General features: G+C 36.4%; 18 protein-coding genes and 1 pseudogene. 9 read left to right on the top strand and 10 right to left on the bottom strand.

The annotated features are described in order from the left end of the window. Positions 1-42 precede the first annotated feature (42 nt). The 5 genes and pseudogenes from CUN59_RS10360 to CUN59_RS21715 all read right to left on the bottom strand — a co-directional run bounded on the left by CUN59_RS10360 (position 43) and on the right by CUN59_RS21715 (position 3,023). A complete protein-coding gene (locus CUN59_RS10360; protein ID WP_104387775.1) occupies positions 43-264 on the bottom strand; it encodes a DUF6737 family protein in 222 nt (73 codons plus the stop codon). An 83-nt stretch (positions 265-347) separates the two neighbouring features. Then, complete coding sequence (locus CUN59_RS10355; RefSeq protein WP_104387774.1) at positions 348-833, bottom strand: hypothetical protein; 486 nt, start codon at positions 831-833, stop codon at positions 348-350. Positions 834-1,214: 381 nt separating this feature from the next. Next, positions 1,215-1,712, bottom strand: a pseudogene (locus CUN59_RS10350) (RidA family protein); the annotation flags it as partial. Positions 1,713-1,736: 24 nt separating this feature from the next. Further along, positions 1,737-2,168: an NUDIX domain-containing protein gene (locus CUN59_RS10345; protein ID WP_104387772.1), complete on the bottom strand. Its 432-nt coding sequence runs from the start codon at positions 2,166-2,168 to the stop codon at positions 1,737-1,739. A 6-nt stretch (positions 2,169-2,174) separates the two neighbouring features. Beyond that, complete coding sequence (locus CUN59_RS21715) at positions 2,175-3,023, bottom strand: bacteriohemerythrin (RefSeq protein WP_207765403.1); 849 nt, start codon at positions 3,021-3,023, stop codon at positions 2,175-2,177. 339 nt (positions 3,024-3,362) lie between these two features. Between CUN59_RS21715 and malQ the strand changes: the two genes are divergently transcribed. Then, the gene (gene malQ / locus CUN59_RS10335; protein WP_104387771.1) at positions 3,363-4,868 is read left to right on the top strand and encodes a 4-alpha-glucanotransferase; all 1,506 of its coding nucleotides are present in this window, start codon (positions 3,363-3,365) and stop codon (positions 4,866-4,868) included. Between the two features lie 143 nt (positions 4,869-5,011). On the opposite strand, the gene CUN59_RS10330 is transcribed toward malQ, so the two are convergent. Then, the gene (locus tag CUN59_RS10330) at positions 5,012-5,788 is read right to left on the bottom strand and encodes a helix-turn-helix domain-containing protein (protein ID WP_104387770.1); all 777 of its coding nucleotides are present in this window, start codon (positions 5,786-5,788) and stop codon (positions 5,012-5,014) included. Positions 5,789-5,804: 16 nt separating this feature from the next. Continuing rightward, positions 5,805-6,578 carry a pseudouridine synthase gene (locus CUN59_RS10325; protein WP_104387769.1) on the bottom strand — a complete coding sequence of 258 codons (774 nt, stop codon included), beginning with the start codon at positions 6,576-6,578 and terminating at the stop codon, positions 5,805-5,807. 142 nt (positions 6,579-6,720) lie between these two features. On the opposite strand from CUN59_RS10325, the gene CUN59_RS10320 reads away from it, so the two are divergent. After that, positions 6,721-7,434: an LmeA family phospholipid-binding protein gene (locus tag CUN59_RS10320; protein WP_104387768.1), complete on the top strand. Its 714-nt coding sequence runs from the start codon at positions 6,721-6,723 to the stop codon at positions 7,432-7,434. A gap of 375 nt (positions 7,435-7,809) precedes the next feature. On the opposite strand, the gene CUN59_RS10315 is transcribed toward CUN59_RS10320, so the two are convergent. Continuing rightward, positions 7,810-8,700 carry a phosphatidate cytidylyltransferase gene (locus CUN59_RS10315; RefSeq protein ID WP_104387767.1) on the bottom strand — a complete coding sequence of 297 codons (891 nt, stop codon included), beginning with the start codon at positions 8,698-8,700 and terminating at the stop codon, positions 7,810-7,812. Between the two features lie 290 nt (positions 8,701-8,990). Further along, on the bottom strand, positions 8,991-9,593 hold the full coding sequence (cbiT, locus tag CUN59_RS10310; RefSeq protein ID WP_104387766.1) for a precorrin-6Y C5,15-methyltransferase subunit CbiT: 603 nt from the start codon (positions 9,591-9,593) through the stop codon (positions 8,991-8,993). Positions 9,594-9,619: 26 nt separating this feature from the next. On the opposite strand from cbiT, the gene CUN59_RS21090 reads away from it, so the two are divergent. From CUN59_RS21090 to CUN59_RS10290, 6 genes are all read left to right on the top strand, one after another. Beyond that, positions 9,620-9,862: a hypothetical protein gene (locus tag CUN59_RS21090; RefSeq protein ID WP_133164013.1), complete on the top strand. Its 243-nt coding sequence runs from the start codon at positions 9,620-9,622 to the stop codon at positions 9,860-9,862. A 165-nt stretch (positions 9,863-10,027) separates the two neighbouring features. After that, entirely contained in the window at positions 10,028-10,186 is a 159-nt protein-coding gene (locus CUN59_RS21415; RefSeq protein WP_165790183.1) for a hypothetical protein, read from the top strand. Positions 10,187-10,216: 30 nt separating this feature from the next. After that, positions 10,217-10,384 (top strand): twin-arginine translocase TatA/TatE family subunit, encoded by a 168-nt coding sequence (tatA, locus tag CUN59_RS10305; RefSeq protein WP_104387765.1) that lies wholly within the window; start codon positions 10,217-10,219, stop codon positions 10,382-10,384. A 146-nt stretch (positions 10,385-10,530) separates the two neighbouring features. Continuing rightward, on the top strand, positions 10,531-11,094 hold the full coding sequence (locus CUN59_RS10300) for a Uma2 family endonuclease (protein ID WP_104387764.1): 564 nt from the start codon (positions 10,531-10,533) through the stop codon (positions 11,092-11,094). 97 nt (positions 11,095-11,191) lie between these two features. Further along, the gene (locus tag CUN59_RS10295) at positions 11,192-11,665 is read left to right on the top strand and encodes a DNA phosphorothioation-associated protein 4 (RefSeq protein ID WP_104387763.1); all 474 of its coding nucleotides are present in this window, start codon (positions 11,192-11,194) and stop codon (positions 11,663-11,665) included. A gap of 40 nt (positions 11,666-11,705) precedes the next feature. Continuing rightward, positions 11,706-12,629 (top strand): HNH endonuclease, encoded by a 924-nt coding sequence (locus tag CUN59_RS10290; RefSeq protein ID WP_104387762.1) that lies wholly within the window; start codon positions 11,706-11,708, stop codon positions 12,627-12,629. Positions 12,630-12,857: 228 nt separating this feature from the next. On the opposite strand, the gene CUN59_RS10285 is transcribed toward CUN59_RS10290, so the two are convergent. Continuing rightward, positions 12,858-14,453 (bottom strand): DGQHR domain-containing protein, encoded by a 1,596-nt coding sequence (locus CUN59_RS10285; RefSeq protein ID WP_104387761.1) that lies wholly within the window; start codon positions 14,451-14,453, stop codon positions 12,858-12,860. A gap of 193 nt (positions 14,454-14,646) precedes the next feature. Between CUN59_RS10285 and dndC the strand changes: the two genes are divergently transcribed. After that, entirely contained in the window at positions 14,647-16,257 is a 1,611-nt protein-coding gene (gene dndC / locus CUN59_RS10280; RefSeq protein ID WP_104387760.1) for a DNA phosphorothioation system sulfurtransferase DndC, read from the top strand. Positions 16,258-16,434 lie beyond the last annotated feature (177 nt).

Here is a 16,434-nt window from a genome sequence, read left to right as displayed (position 1 = left end):
TATGGCTTAACTAATTTTGATAATTTTAGAAGAAGGATTTTACTAAATTGGTATTTCTCCTACTAATTTATCATATTTAGTCTGGAAGAGCCAAAAGAATCCCATCCAAATTAATAGAGGAATAGCTACTAAAATCGTCAACCAAACAATTTTAAATATTAACCAAATACCAGTAACCAATGTTACTCCAGTGAGGACAATTGACCAAGGTTGACACCACCAAGGTTTATATTTCCAAGGACTAATTATTTGTTGTTCAGACATTGTTCTAAAAGGTTAATTTTATCAATGCAGGAGTAAAAAAAAGTTAATAGGGAAACCAGTGAAAACAATGATTTAGGAGAAATTTACCTCCTATCAGGATTCCACTTATCTACAGGGATATATTCGTTTTGAATTAAATCTAAAGCTTGAATTTGTCCGCTAGGACTCAACACCCGAAACCAATAAATTGTACTGGTACTTTGATCAGAATGATTCTCAAATACTCTCACGACATAGTAAGGTGTGTCAACAGTAGGAGAACTATCAACCACTGATGCGACTCGGATAGTTCCCCTAGATAATCTTTGAATTTCCCGAGCTTTCCGTCGTACTGTTGGTAAGTTCTGGACTAATTCTAGTGCTTTGTTTCCATCTAGTATAGGAGTAGATTGAGAAGCTTGTACAAACTTGATATTATCTGTTTGATCGAACAATTCAGCAGAAACTAAAGTTTCCTGACCCTGATCTTTAAACTCCTGATCAATAGTAGAATGCACCAATAACACTACAACTGATGAAGCCAGTAAAAGGTAATAGGTGACTTTTTTAATCGAGTTACCCCTAGGCATTTACACTTACTCCTTTGCTCTTTGATGATTTCCTTAACTATTATATCAGCAGTGATCCCCATATTTGCCTAGACTATAAAAATTCGGTTTGATCCCTGAATTAGTTTGAGTAAATAAAGATTATAAGAAAAGTGCATATTGTGATTATTGAATTCAATTAAAAAATAATCAAATATTATTTATTCAGGACTTATGCAAAAAATCACGAAATTAGGAGTACTTCATGAATTACCCCTAGGAAAAAATCGGGTTGTTGATTACTTCGTGGGTAAGTCCTAAAATTGTCAATAGACATTTCTCACAAAGAATGTAGAGACTTTCCATAGAACGTCTCTACAAGAGTTATAGATGAACCATATTGAATTGTTACCAGATGTCTATTTAACTACCAATCACGGCGATACACTCAATTTCTACCAGCACATTTTTAGGTAAACGGGAAACCTCCACACAAGCACGCGCGGGGGCGGTATCTTCAGAAAAATATTTTGTATAAACCGCATTTACAGCGGCGAAATCATTCATATCAGCTAAAAATACACCTGTTTTCACCACATCTGCAAATGTAGCACCCGCTTCTGTCAGAATAGCTTCAATATTTCTCATCACCTGTTCCGTCTGTTTGGTGACATCATCGGTGTAAACAACATCACCTAAACGAGGATCTATGGCAATTTGTCCAGCTACAAACAACATTTGCCCAGAAGCGAGAATTGCTTGATTATATGGTCCAACGGGTGCAGGTGCTTTATCGGTACGGATTACTTTACGAGTCATGGATATATCTTTTGTTAATGGTGTTTATGGTTTACCAAATTCTAAATCTGTAGATGTTTGGTAAACTTCTCCATTTGGCATTATCGCACCTGCGAGGTCGGCTGTGCCTGGATTGGTTCATTTCTCTTACCCCAACCTCGGACGAATCCTATAATTTCTATACCGCCAGTAATCCCGCAAAATCCGGTCATGGTCAAAACATAGATTAACAGGAACACACCAAGGCTCAAAAATACCCACACCCTTAGCATCATCACCTGCCAAAAGTTCACCCGTAGCTGTCGCTAAAAACACAATACTAATCGTATGCTGACGGGGATCACGACTGGGATCAGAATATACTAATAACTGTTCTATTAATTCTACTTTTAAACCTATTTCTTCCTCAGCTTCCCTAATTGCGGCTTTTTCGACAGCTTCACCATAATCAACAAAACCACCGGGTAACGCCCAACCTAAAGGTTCATTATGTCTTTCAATGAGGATAATAGGGCGATGAGGTCTATCAATTAATTCAATAATAATATCAACGGTAGGTGCGGGATTTCTGTATTTCATAATTATTTATTTCTGTTTTTGTTCGCGTTTTTGGCGGAGAAAAGCAATCATTTTCTTATCTTCATCTTTAATGTGATGGATGAGCCAATCTGTCAAAAAATGGGATACATTAATGGTAATTTGAGATGTATTTTGGATCTTTATTTGTTTACTAAACTCTTCTACTTGTTGCCGCAGAAGTTTATGTTTTGCCTTATGCTCCAGGTAGCCTGGATAATTATTTTTAAACATAAATTCTTCTTCGGTTTCAAAATGAATAGTTGTGTAGATTTTCAGACTCTCTAAAGTTCTTTCTAGTAATTCTTCTCCTCTTCCTATTAGCATGGCACTATTGAGAGCATTAATGGCGTGGAAAAGGCTTTGATGTTGATTATCAATGAGGATATAGCCTGTTTCGTACTCAGTCCGCCATTGGGCAATCTCTAATTTGTGATCACTAGCAACCGATGAGAGATCATGACGGCAAAATAAAATCATCTTTTTATCTTCATCTTTAATGTGATGAATTAACCAATCGGTTAAAAAGTGAGAAACTGCATTTGTTAATTTGGATAAGTCATCATAATTTTTCTTCTCAAAGCTCAAAACCTTGGCTTTAAGGGCTTCATGCTTTTGCTTATGCTCTATATAATCTGGATATTTATGGTCGAGCATGAATTTTTCTTCAGTGTCGAAATGAACTGTGGTATAGTCTTTTAAACTATCAAGTGTTTTTTCTAATAACGCTTCGCCCTGTCCTTCCAACATCGCACTATTTAGCGCATTAATTGTACTAAATAAGCTTTTATGTTGCTCATCAATAATATCATTGCCTGTTTCATACTCAGGTCGCCATTGCGCGATTTTAATACTCATATAAAACTCCTCCACATAAAATTTAAGTTCTCAGACAGCCAAGTAACTATGGAAATCTTTGCTATGCACAACTCACAATCTTTGTATTTCTTTAAGATTTTTATTATTTCTTTGTACTTAAAATCTATTTATATTAACTATACCATGATAGCTTCAAGTAAGTTCTCGATTGTTAGTTATAAACAGGACTGAGGCAAGTGATATTTTAGTACAGTGCGTCAGATATATAATTTGTTAAGAATCAACATATTTTTGATGTTTGACACACCCTACAAAATAAATTGAATGTAACGTCTGTGTAAGTCCTAATAAACAATCTACTCATATTTAGCATTAACTATGCCTTTTCCTAGATCAAGCGGTATTTTACTTCATCCCACTTCTTTCCCCAGTCGTTTTGGTATTGGGGATTTAGGTTTAGAAGCTTATCGGTTTATTGATTTTCTTAAACAAAGTCACCAGCAATATTGGCAAGTTTTACCTCTTGGCCCCACTGGTTACGGTAATTCCCCTTATATGTGCTACTCCGCAATGGCGGGAAATTACTTTTTAATTAGTCCCGATAAGTTGCTAGATGAAGGTTTGTTAATTGCGGAAGATTTGGCTGATTTACCAGATTTTCCCGCAAATCACGTAGATTTTAGCGAAGTTCTCCCTGTTAAGGTCAATCTACTGATCAAAGCTTGTGAGGATTTTAAAACTAAAGCAAATTCAACTCAGAAAGCAGCTTTTGCTAAATTTTGTGCTGATAAAGGCTATTGGTTAAATAATTATGCCCTATTTATGGCTCTCAAAGATTCCCAAAATGGTGAAAGTTGGCATAATTGGGAACCGAAATTAGCCAGGCGCGAACCAGCAGCTTTAGACCAAATGGAACAGGAGTTAGCAGAGGAAATTTTTTATTACAAATTTGTCCAATATGAGTTCTTCCGGCAGTGGACAGAACTGAAAAAATATGCTAACGAGAATGGTATAGATATTATTGGTGATATTCCTATTTATGTATCCCATGATAGTGCTGATGTCTGGGCGAATCCTGAGATTTTTGCCCTAGATGAAGAAACGGGTGCAGCAGCTTTAATGGCGGGAGTACCACCAGATTATTTTAGTGCCACTGGTCAATTATGGGGAAATCCGGTTTATAACTGGGAAGAATTGCAAAAACAAGATTTTAAATGGTGGATATTACGCTTTGAAGCGATGCTGGATTATGTAGATATAATTCGCATTGATCATTTTAGAGGCTTTGAGGCTTATTGGGCTGTACCCCAAGGTGAAGAAACTGCTATCAATGGTAAATGGGTGGAAGCCCCCGGTGTAGAGTTGTTTGAAACCATTAGAAAACGGTTAGGTAAGTTACCCGTTTTAGCAGAAGATTTGGGGATCATTACCCCGGAAGTGGAAGCACTGCGAGATCAGTTTGAATTTCCAGGGATGAAGGTATTACAGTTTGCTTTTGGTTCTGATCCCGGTAATTCCTTTTTACCTTTTAACTACACTCGCAATGCTGTAGTTTATACAGGTACTCACGACAATGACACGACTGTAGGCTGGTTTAATGCTGCGAATGATTACGAAAGGCAAAATTTATTTTTGTATTTGGGCTGTATCAGTCCTGACGGTATAAACTGGGACTTAATTAGATTGGCTTTGAGTTCTATTGCCAATCAAGCGATTATTCCTTTACAGGATCTACTAGGGTTGGGAAATGAAGCAAGGATGAATTTTCCCGGTACGGCAGAGGGTAATTGGGGCTGGCGTTACCAATCAGGTGTATTAACACAAGAATTAGGCGATCGCCTAAAAACCCTTACCATCCGTTTTGGACGCGATTATAGAGGATAGGTAGAGGGACAGGGGAGTAGAGGAGAAATAAATTATTTTATTTCCTCTTGCCCCTTGCCTCTTGCCCCTGGGTACTGAGTGTGACTTGCCCCGAGGGAAGTCGAAGAGGGTCGAAGTATTGCCTCTTGCCTCCTGAACTCCTCCTATGAGCTTGGTCCAGCAGCAATTCTGATTTCTTGAGGTTTGCCGATTGCCCCCATTTTCTTTGCTTTCTGGCGATTGACACTCATTAATACAACACCAGCATTATTAGTTTTTACTGTTAGTTGATTGTTGGCTTCCCAACTACGACTAGCACCCTCTGGTAGAAAACCCTCAAAGGCGGTTTTACCGTCTGTCACCACACTAATCCAAGAAGAGGCTTTTAAAGTAACACCAACTTGTACAGACTTATCTTTTTGACTACTAATTAATCTATTATTAGCTATTTTTTGATCCTGTAATTTGACTGACTTATTTAGTCGAGTCAAGGAGTTGCTGGCCTGTAATGAAGAATTATTTAATAAACGAGATAACCCATTGACAGATGAGAAAATGACAAGAATGTAAAGGATGTACAGATGAAGAGGTCGTAGCTGAGAGATGGATAGACCTTTTGTAACGCCGTGCAAAACCACCGATTGAGAACCAATGGGAAAATGACTGGCAAACTCCACTCCGTTTAGTCCTAACGCATCACCGAATTGTCTAATTAAGCCTTGAATATAAATAGGTTCTGGTAAGTCCGTTAAGTTACCTTCTTCAATGGCTTTTAAAAGTCGTCGAGGAATTCTGGTTAATAAAACTAATTCGTCAAGAGTGAGATTTTGCTCTTGCCTGATCCTAGTTAGTTGTGTGCCAAGCTGTAGCAACTTTTCGCTTTGATATTCTTGGATAGAAGGTTTGATTGGCTGTTTATCCCTCTTGCTGAACCATTTCATGTTTTCCCTTTGCTCCTTAACTCAGAGTTGTCTTAATAGGTGTCCGATTTATCTGCTTGCTTAAAAAACTAATCTCATCAGAAGTGAGATGACGATATTTACCAACGGGCAAAAAAGGTGTAGTTGAGGTTTTTAATTGAATTGAACCAATAGCGGTTCGATGTAGTTTAATAACTGGATATCCCAATTGTTCGGCAACACGGCGAATTTGACGATTTCTGCCCTCCTGTAAAATGATTTCCAAACTACTTTGATTTATAGAACGTTTTATTAAATGCACCTGAGCAGGTCTAGTCTTTTTCCCTTCCAGCACTATACCCTGGCTCCACATCTTCAGAACTTTGGTTGGAGGATATCCTTGAACAACGACATGATAGGTCTTGGAAATACTGTGACTGGGATGGGTGAGTCCGTAAGTTAACTCGCCATCATTGGTAAGAATTAATGCACCTGTGGAATCTACATCTAGACGCCCTACTGGATGAATACCCAATCCTGTTTGCAGTTCCGAGGAGAGCAGATCCAAAACTGTGGTTCTGCCTTGGGGATCATGACAAGTGGATACAACTCCTGCGGGTTTATGCAGTAATAAATATATTAAGGGAGGGCGTTTTTCTATTAATACAGGTTGACCATCAATAGTGATATTGTCCTGTTGGGGATCAACTTTTTGACCTAAATTTGCTACAACCCCATTTACAAATACCCGTGATTGCCTAATCATTTCTTCAGCTTCACGGCGTGAAGCGATACCCCATTGAGCTAGAATTTTTTGTAACCTTGCCTCCATCTGTATTTGTTAATTTTTTTTCTGAATACTTAGAATACTATATAGTTGCACCTGCTGATTAACAAAGTTCAGTTATGCAGTTAAGAATCAGTTAAGATACTCAATAATTGAGTATATTTACATTCCTAAACATTGTCGAAAAATGATCGAATCAAGTTCCCCAAGTACAGATCACAAGAAAGTCAGAATAATTACAAAAATTTTGACCTCAGCAATCAAGCTCTGGTTAAAAAGCCAGTTAACCCAAGTATCTCATTTAGAGGTACAGATCAAAGCCAGCGATCGCCAATTGCTTTCTGGTCGTATTCCTGGAGTATTAATTGCTGCCAGTGGTGCAGTCTATCAAGGTCTGTGGATCACACAAGTTGAACTTGAGGCAAAAAATATCAAATTAAATGTTACCTCCATACTCAAAGGACAACCAGTGCAATTATTAGAAACTGTGCCTGTGGTTGGTAAGTTGATCCTAGCACCAGAGGATTTGAATAATTCGCTCTCATCTCCATTATTATTGACGGCTATAAATGATCTACTGGTAACAATATTAGCAGAATCTAGCCTAAATTCCAAGCCTATCAGGTGGCAAAAAATTATACTTGACAATCAGCTACTAATGCTGAGTGGTCTTCCAATGTCTGATCCCGACGGGTCATGCTTTGATATTTATTTAGGCTTAGAACTACTTAATGGCCAAAAACTGCAATTAACACCAGTTCAGGTCAAGACCGACCACGAGGTACTCCTAGAGAGAACCTCTCCTTATATTATAAATCTGGGAACAGATGTTGATATCGAAGAAATTTCTTTGATATCAGAACAACTGACTTGTTATGGACGCATCAACGTTAACCCATAACTATTAAAAAATCAAAACTCAATATTTGTTGAATTTAGTTTAAATTATATGACTATCGGGCGGCAAGGTGGGAAAGGATAAAAAAAGCTGAACTTTAGTTTCTTTTATGACATAAGGCAATACTATGGCTAAACGCCACGCTACGCTAACGACTGCGCTCAGTAACCAGAGGCAAGAAGGATTTTACCTTTCGGTACATATTGCACTTTTTTGTTTACCTATATAACCTACACAAGTGTCACACCAAAAATCTGTTGTAGGGTGCATCAGACTGGATAAATACCGCAAATAAACAGGTTGTTGATATCTGACGTGGTTGGTGAGCTTGCCGAAACACACCCTACCAATGTGCCAGTTGTGTAAGTCCTGACCTACTCAAAGTGTTTTTTCCAGTAGAGGTAAAAGTAAGGTGACGAAATAGTAGACTAAAGGGGCAGTAAAAATGTAACTATCGGTGCGATCTAAAATACCACCATGTCCGGGAATTAACTGTCCTGAATCTTTGACTCCTGCATCCCGTTTAAGTAATGATTCCGTTAAATCACCTAATAAACTGGCAATACCAATAATTAGACCTAATGCGATCCCCGTGATTAACCAGTAGGGAAAATGCAGACAATAAGAACCGATTATAGCCATAGAGAGACTAGCAGTAATACCAAAAACAGCGCCTTCTACGGTTTTTTTGGGACTAATATCAGATAAACGAGTTTTGCCAAAGAATTTGCCAAAAAAGTATGCTCCAATATCCGCCGCCCAAATACAGAAGAAGGTCAGAATAGTGGCGGTTAAACCTGTGGGGAGGGAGGTAAAATTGCCTTGGCCAATTTCTGGCCAATTTGTAGGCCAATAACCACTTAAAGGTAAATTACTACTAATGGCGTGATCAATACCTCGTAACCGTACCCAATAGCTGGGTAAGTAACCTACATAAAATAAACCCATGATAGAAGCAGAAATATCGGCAATGGTGGCTAATTTGGGCTGAAATAGTAGGTAAAAGCAAATCAGTGTTCCGGCTACTGGCATAATCGCATCTGCTAAACTGGCATCAAGAGTACAAATAATTAGGATTATTTGACTCACCAACATGGTGGTTTTTACTGAGGGAATGATACCTCTGGATTTGACTAAATTAAAATATTCTTGTTGACCTAAAAATACAACAATAGCGATCGCTATTGTAAAATACCAACCCCCAAAGAGGGTTGAAGATAATGCCATGATGATTGCAATAATTCCACTAATAATTCGAGGCCAGGACATAGGATAGTATTTGGGATTTTAGATTTTGGATTTTGGATTGAATCCAAAACCGAAAACAGAAGGATTTCAGGAGTCAGCACTTCGGCTTCGCTTAGTGACCAGTTTACGAGTTTAGGAGTTTAGGAGGCAGACAAATCTCTATTCCCTGTTCCCTGAATCCTGCCAAAAAAAGTAAAATTTCTTCACTTTTGCCTTTTGCCCCTGGTTACTGAGCGTAGTCGTTAGCGTGGCGTTTAGCCATAGTATTGCCTTTTGCCTTGCTATGAGGACAATTTTTAACGTCAACCTACTTAATCTAATTTTTCACCACTAAGAATAAAAATGGGATCATCAGCAATAAAGGTTTGAGAATAACCTCGCGTTTGTAGCCGGTTAACCCCTGACTGTACTACTTCGATATTTCTAGCCCTCAATTGAGAAAAACTTTGAGAAATAGCATACAGACTTTCTAGATTACCAGCAGTGGCAACCACTCGACCAGAGGATGGTAAATATTGCCATGCAGCTTTGACAATTTCCTGGATGGCTTTGCCACCTTCAATACAGATCCGATCTGGTGCTAATTTGATTGTGTCTAAACACTCTGGGGCGATACCTTCTATAACTTCGACGTTTTTGACTTCAAAGCGATCGCAGTTGCGTTTAATAAGGTTAGCCACATCTTCGTCTCTTTCGATAGCTATTACCCGTCCTTGGGGACATAATAACCCTACCTCTATAGGAATTGTACCTGTTCCTGCGCCAATATCCCACAATACCGAATTAGCTTGTAGTCGCAGTTGAGAAATTAACAACAATCTTAATTCTCGCTGACTCAGGGGAATACCTGGTAAATTTTCAAATAATTCATCGGGAATACCTGGGGTAATGTATGGCCAAAGTTGGGAAGGCATAAGCAATTAAAAATTCACAATTCAAAGTGGAAAAGCCAGATTTAATCAGCATCCTACATGATAGATACTTGGCGATCGCTCATTACCTAAGCCATGATAGATTTGTTAGTATCACCAGGGTGTCAACTCATCAACCTATGGGTAATAATATCTTAGCAAATCGCTATGAAGTGCAAAAGCAGTTAGGCAAAAAAGCCGAACGACGGACTTTATTAGCAAAAAATTTACAAACTCAAGAACTGGTAATAGTTAAATTACTATCTATTTAGTTTGTTTAGTAAATTGAGATTACATATTACTCAAGATAAAATTGAATTAGTGCGTGAATTGTGGGGAAGAAAAATAAAATTGCCTACACCAGCAAAAAAAGAAGATATTTGTATGATCCAAAGAATTAGAAAATATGAGCGTAAGTCCTAGTATTTTTTAATTCAGTGGCAGTCAAAGCTCAATTGAATATTTGGGTGGGAAAAAATAAAAAATTCAGCATTGGGAATAATAATGAGTTAATATCAGAACCGGAACTTGATTGGTTAGCAGAAGAACTGAGTGAATGGTTAAATATCCCCATTAGGACAGAATCAATTATATAATTAATAAGAGTCACTGAAAAGGAAAATAATATGTTTGGACTAGGATGGCCGGAAGTAGCGATTATTACCATAGTTGCAATTTTGATTTTTGGACCTAAGAAAATTCCTGAGTTGGGAGGAGTGTTAGGAAAAAGTTTGAGAAGTTTTCAAGAGGGAATTAAAAAACCTGATGAAGATCATCATGCTGATAGAGAATAATTATTTCCCTCAGAATTTGCATGATTTTAAGTGATTATGAATTGTGAGTAGGTTGGGTTGAGAGGAAAAAACCCAACATCATTTTTTTGTTTAATACAAAGTCTCAGACAAGGAGAAAAAATGGTTGCTATTTTGATCAGTTTTATATGACTCCCCAAGAGTTTTTAGAGTGGGAAGAATTGCAGGAAATTAAATATGAATATCTTGATGGTAAGGTTTTTGCGATGACTGGAGGTACTATTCCTCATAGTGCGATCGCTTTAAATTTAGCCTCAGCTTTGAAAAGTCATTTACGTGGCAGTCAATGTTTTGCTTTGATGTCAGATGCAAAGGTTGGTATTTCTGAAAAAGGTTCTTTTTTCTATCCTGATGTGGTGGTTAGTTGTCATCCCCAAGATAAACAAGCGATTAAGTTTTTGCAATTTCCTTGTTTAATTGTTGAGGTGCTTTCTCCTAGTACCGAAGGTTATGATCGAGGGAAAAAGTTTGAACAATATCGCAAAATTTCAACTTTACAGGAATATGTTTTAATTGATTCTCAGAAGATCGGTTTAGATTGTTTTCGGTTAAATGATCGAGGTTTTTGGGTATTACATCCTTTTGTGGAGGGTGAAGAGGTTCATTTTACAAGTGTTGATTTTCGTTTTCCTCTGTCTTTAGTTTATGAGGATGTGGTGTTAGTTGGTGAAAACCAGATCCCCGACTTCTGAGATACATTTATTATTTATGGAGAGGGTTTAAAAAAGAAGTCGGGGATGTTAAGTTTTGATATGATACAATATTTTACATCAAGATTAGATTATTTTTATGGCTGAATCTGGTAGAATCAGGGTTGCTAAAGATAAGGCTGATTTAGTTAAGGCTTTAATTTCTTCTGATGGAGGAAATGGTCCTTTTAAAACTTTCGCTGATGTGATTGTTTTTGCTGCTTCTTTGGGGGTTAAGTATAAAAAGCGTGTTCCTTTTGAGGAAGTTTCTAAACGTGAACCTGTACCAATAAGGTTAGAAACTTTTATATCATTGGGATATGATGTTGTAATTAAATTAATCTCAATAGCGGAAACTCAAGAGATTAAGATTTTGTCCACTCATGACGAAATATACGAAAATCAACGCCATCAAATTTTAGAAGAATACGCTAATGGTGGATTAGAAATTTTACAAACTGAACTGAGAGGTTCAATAGATTATTCAGACACGATATTATTATTTTTGATATCTGATAAAAACAAGAAAGATGAAGAAACAGGAGAATTTGATTTAAGAAAATTCCTAAATTGAAAGATTACACATCAATTACATTTAATCAGGTTTTAAAAACATGGATAATCTAACATTATACTGTCAAAAATTATCTAATCTGAATGTCAGCAACAGCAAAAAACGTGGTACTGCTCTACATAAACCTATCTTAATTTTATCAGTTATAGATTTAATTAGCAGAGATATTATTGAAATAAATGAAATTAAAGTATCAGATGAATTAATTGAAACATTTGAAAAATATTGGCAAATAATAGGATCACATTCTTATACAGGAGGGCTACACTACCCTTTCTTTCATTTACAAAGTGAAGGTTTTTGGTATTTAGAATTTAAACCTGATTTTAATGGCTTACAACCAAAGACAACCAACAAATTAAAACAAGCTGTTGAATATGCTTATTTAGATAGTGAATTATTTGAATTTTTGAAAAATGAAATTACTAGAAGAGAATTATTAGATGCACTGATAGCAGCATTTTTCCCTGATATAGATCATCAAATAGATAGTATTTTACAAATTAATCAAAATTTTGAAGATGAAATAATAATATCTAAATCTGCTGAAAATAACCCTAAATATAGGTTGCAAAAAACAATCATTAGAAATGCTTTTTTTAGAAAAGCGGTTGTTTCTGTCTATGGTTGTCAATGCGCTTTTTGTGGTTTAATAGTTAACAAAAACCTCAGCCAAAATATAGTAGATGGCGCACATATAAAACCATTTTCCCAATTTTATGATAGCAGCATACATAACGGAATAGCCTTATGTAAAAATCATCATTGGGCATTTGATAGAGGTTGGTTTAGTGTTGATGAGAAATACAAAATTATAGTTAGTAAAGAACTGGAAGAAGTTTCTCCCCATGCTAAACCAATAAAAGATTTTCATGGTGAAAAACTCATCCTGCCTAAAATAGAGAAATACTTTCCAGATATTGAAGCTTTAGAATGGCATCGTCAAAACATTTTTCAACCATAACTATTAAAGTATCTTCACACATCAGCCAGGGAATAAATTCCCTGTCTCAAAGCTAAAGTCGGTTAAAACCGACTATTTAACCTTCATTTATTCTATTTGAAAAATAAATTTTAATTGTATTTTGGTTTAATTCGATATTAAAATATAGTACGTTTTAACGTACTTTAGCTATTAGCCCGGAAATTAATTTCCGGGTGGGTGTGTAAGCAAACAAATAAATGCTTTTAACTATAAAACTGCTGGTAAACCTACATCCTGCTGTTCAACTAACTTCCCATCAAAACCAATAGTATTATCTTCCATAGTTCTAGCATCAGCTAAAGCTTTACGTAAAGCAGCAACTTCCATTTTTTCAGTCATTCCCCCCAAAATATAAACCAATAACTTTACCGCTAAATCTTTTCCTGCAACCTGAACCCGCTTTTTATTCGGATCATATAACACCCCATACCATAAAGAATGGGGAAACTCCATCTCACTAAAACCACCTTGACGATCAAATTTTCGCAACTTTTTAAAAATAGTTTCTAGACTCAAACCTTTTTTAAAAACTAAAATTCCCAAAGCTTGTGCTAAAGCAACTTGAGAAACTGGACGAAATAAAATATTACCCTCACCACCACCTTTTTCAAAACTAAACCGCCGTAAAACTGGTGTATCTTCATGGTCTAAAATCTTATAACTAGGAAGACTCCCTAAATAATCAAATAACTGTGTAAACTCTGCAATTCCCTCCTGTAATTCTTCATTTTCCGGACGCATGGGAATTAAACCTTTTTCCAAAGGTTTCCAATGGGGGAATTTTTGCCCTAAATATCGTTCAGACATATCCTGTAAAGCTTGTAGCGTAGTTAATACAGTGGAATTAGTTGCTACTGTGGCACTATTCCAATTTATACGCGGTTTGCGGTTATCTTTATCTGCCAAAAGTGGATGTATTACCGCAATTTTTCGCGCTACGATAGCAAAACCATCGTCCTCATTTAATTGTGTTAACTGACCCTTAGTTAAAGGTGCAGCCATTAAATTGACATGAACAAAAATAGATCTAACTCGTCGTTTAGCTTCTGTGTAATTTTCCCCAGCATTTACCGCACAAATAAATTCAATGCCGATTTTTTCCTGTGGTAACTTTTCTAAATAATCTGTATCAACTTGATGATTATCTATTAAATCTGATATAGTAATAAAACTATCATTAGACGTTTTATCTTTTTTATATCGTCTCAATTTACCAGTCTTAATTAATTCCAATAAACCCTGTACGCCCATCAATCTATGCTGGCCATCTAAAGCATAAATACTAACATTGTCTGGCGCCACATTTAGCAAACCAACAGTACCATTTGCATCTAAAGGTATAAAATTTGTAGTAGCTTTTTTAGCCCGCCCTTCACTATCCCACTCATCCGCTTTTGCATCATCAACCCAAGGTTGATTAATTACAACCAATACCGGAGGGAACTTATGGTTTTTTCTAGCTGCCAAATACTGTACTAACGCTGCTTGACGCGACCAATCTAAAGGGCGTTGTTGAACTTCATCAATACTATCTGCATCAATTTCAATATTATTTGTTTCAGGATTATACTGCTTTTGCAATAGAGGCAATGTAGAAGCAAAATTAACTCTATTTGCAAACCATTCTAAGGTGACGGAACCTACATAAGCTTCAACACCACCCATCTTGGTTTGCTGAACAATAATTTGGTCTTTTTGACCAAGAACTTTTTCTAGTAGTGTAGATAACACCTGTTGATTTTGAGTTTCATTTTCTGGATACTGTTGAGAAATGTTACGGTTTTGTTCAGATGTGCTTTCCATAAGGTTAATTTTTAAAAATGAAATCTAGATTGGGTAGCTTATTTTCCCAAAACATTGGATACTAAGAGTATAATTTTTAAAAATCATTTTGAGAAATTAACGTAAACTATCTTAGTATAAATTAGTTATGAAGATCATATTTGTTTGAACGCGCATAATTAGGGTACATCATTATTTTTACAGGTAGAGAGTCATGACCATAGCACAACAACCAGACAGTAACACTGAGCAAAATCGTACTGTAGCGGAATTAGTAGACTATATTCAAGTTCTCACCACAGAAATTCAAGAATTATATTGTTTAGATGGGATACCTTGGGTTGTAGGTTATTCCGGTGGAAAAGACAGTACAGCAATTTTACAACTGATTTGGAATGCAATTTCTGAACTTCCATTAGAAAAAAGAACTAAAACTATTCATGTTATTACCACAGATACAGGTGTAGAAAATCCCTATGTTTCTGCTTGGGTACGCAATTCATTAAAACAAATGGAAATTGCTGCTCAAGAACAAAAAATGCTAATAACACCACATTTACTGCAACCAGAAACTAAACAAACATACTGGGCGGGTTTAATTGGTAAAGGATATCCTGCACCGCGTCATACATTTCGCTGGTGTACCGGACGGCTAAAAATTGATCCTTCTAACCGTTTTATTCGTGATGTTGTTAGAGCTAGTGGTGAAACAATTGTTGTATTAGGAACTCGGAAAACTGAAAGTAAAAATCGCGCTTTAATTATGACCAAGAGAGAAGAGGGAAGAGTAAGAGATAGGCTTTCTCCTCATCCTAGTCTCATTAATTCTTTGTTATATACACCTATCGAAGATTGGCGTAATGATGAAGTTTGGTTATATTTAATGCAATGGGAAAATCCTTGGAATCATAGTAATAAAGATTTATTTACTATGTATAGAGAATCAACAGCAGATAATGAATGTCCTTTAGTTGTTGATACATCTACTCCTAGTTGTGGTAATTCTCGTTTTGGTTGCTGGGTTTGTACATTAGTTAGCAGCGATAAATCTTTAAATGCAATGATTCAAAACGATGAAGAAAAAGAATGGATGCAACCAATAGTTGATTTTCGTAGGGAATTAGACATTGAAAATGATAGAGAAAAAAGAGATTTTCGCCGGATGTGGGGAGAAGTACAATTATTTGAACGTAATCATAAAAGTGGTGAAACTTCTATTGAACCAATACCAGGACCTTATACAAAATATTGGCGTGAGTATTGGTTAAGAAAATTATTAACCGCCCAAACAGAAATGAGGCAAAACGCCCCAGAAAATATGCGTGATATTACCTTAATTTCTATGGAAGAACTCAGCGAAATTCGCCGTATCTGGTTAGAAGAAAAACACGAATTTGATGATAGTTTACCCCGTATCTATCAAGAAGTCACAGGAGAAGCATTTAAAGATCCCCGTCCTGGTTCAGATTATAGCCTCCTGGGTAGCGATGAATGGGAAGTATTAGAAGAAATTTGTGACGGTGACGCAATGCAATTAGAACTCATGGCGAAACTGTTAGATACAGAAAGACAATTTAAGAAAAAAACGCGCCGTGTAGGAATTTTTGAAAGTTTAGAAAAATGCTTTGATACAAGTTCCCGTTCTCAAGAAGAAGCGATTAAAAACGCCCATTTAAAACGGGATTTAAGAGAAGCAGCACTTAAAGGAGATGTAGCGACAATTCGGGAAGCATTCAAACAATTGAACATAGGTGAAACGCCAGCGAAAGAAGAGACTAAACCAGATAGTTTTGCAGGTAGGAAATTTAAGAAAAAGGAAGAATGAAGACAACTTAATCAATTACAGCACTTTTGAAGTAAATGAGGTACACCAATTTTATAAGATAATTTTCAAAATTGAATTTTAATCTGTGAAATCCTTTAATCCGTCTAATCCGTGATTCTGACTGTGCTTTAAGTTTAATCTGGTACCTCATAAACCTTAACAGGACTTACGCAACTG

It is taken from the genome of Cuspidothrix issatschenkoi CHARLIE-1, from assembly GCF_002934005.1.
Taxonomy (GTDB): Bacteria; Cyanobacteriota; Cyanobacteriia; order Cyanobacteriales; family Nostocaceae; genus Cuspidothrix; species Cuspidothrix issatschenkoi.
This window is presented reverse-complemented; position numbering and strand designations above follow the sequence as displayed.

Coding starts and splice junctions, on each gene's coding strand:
- CUN59_RS10360 (WP_104387775.1), bottom strand. CDS start 264: ATGTCTGAACAACAAATAATTAGTCCTTGGAAATATAAACCTTGGTGG.
- CUN59_RS10355 (WP_104387774.1), bottom strand. CDS start 833: ATGCCTAGGGGTAACTCGATTAAAAAAGTCACCTATTACCTTTTACTG.
- CUN59_RS10345 (WP_104387772.1), bottom strand. CDS start 2,168: ATGAAATACAGAAATCCCGCACCTACCGTTGATATTATTATTGAATTA.
- CUN59_RS21715 (WP_207765403.1), bottom strand. CDS start 3,023: ATGAGTATTAAAATCGCGCAATGGCGACCTGAGTATGAAACAGGCAAT.
- malQ (WP_104387771.1), top strand. CDS start 3,363: ATGCCTTTTCCTAGATCAAGCGGTATTTTACTTCATCCCACTTCTTTC.
- CUN59_RS10330 (WP_104387770.1), bottom strand. CDS start 5,788: ATGAAATGGTTCAGCAAGAGGGATAAACAGCCAATCAAACCTTCTATC.
- CUN59_RS10325 (WP_104387769.1), bottom strand. CDS start 6,578: ATGGAGGCAAGGTTACAAAAAATTCTAGCTCAATGGGGTATCGCTTCA.
- CUN59_RS10320 (WP_104387768.1), top strand. CDS start 6,721: ATGATCGAATCAAGTTCCCCAAGTACAGATCACAAGAAAGTCAGAATA.
- CUN59_RS10315 (WP_104387767.1), bottom strand. CDS start 8,700: ATGTCCTGGCCTCGAATTATTAGTGGAATTATTGCAATCATCATGGCA.
- cbiT (WP_104387766.1), bottom strand. CDS start 9,593: ATGCCTTCCCAACTTTGGCCATACATTACCCCAGGTATTCCCGATGAA.
- tatA (WP_104387765.1), top strand. CDS start 10,217: ATGTTTGGACTAGGATGGCCGGAAGTAGCGATTATTACCATAGTTGCA.
- CUN59_RS10300 (WP_104387764.1), top strand. CDS start 10,531: ATGACTCCCCAAGAGTTTTTAGAGTGGGAAGAATTGCAGGAAATTAAA.
- CUN59_RS10295 (WP_104387763.1), top strand. CDS start 11,192: ATGGCTGAATCTGGTAGAATCAGGGTTGCTAAAGATAAGGCTGATTTA.
- CUN59_RS10290 (WP_104387762.1), top strand. CDS start 11,706: ATGGATAATCTAACATTATACTGTCAAAAATTATCTAATCTGAATGTC.
- CUN59_RS10285 (WP_104387761.1), bottom strand. CDS start 14,453: ATGGAAAGCACATCTGAACAAAACCGTAACATTTCTCAACAGTATCCA.
- dndC (WP_104387760.1), top strand. CDS start 14,647: ATGACCATAGCACAACAACCAGACAGTAACACTGAGCAAAATCGTACT.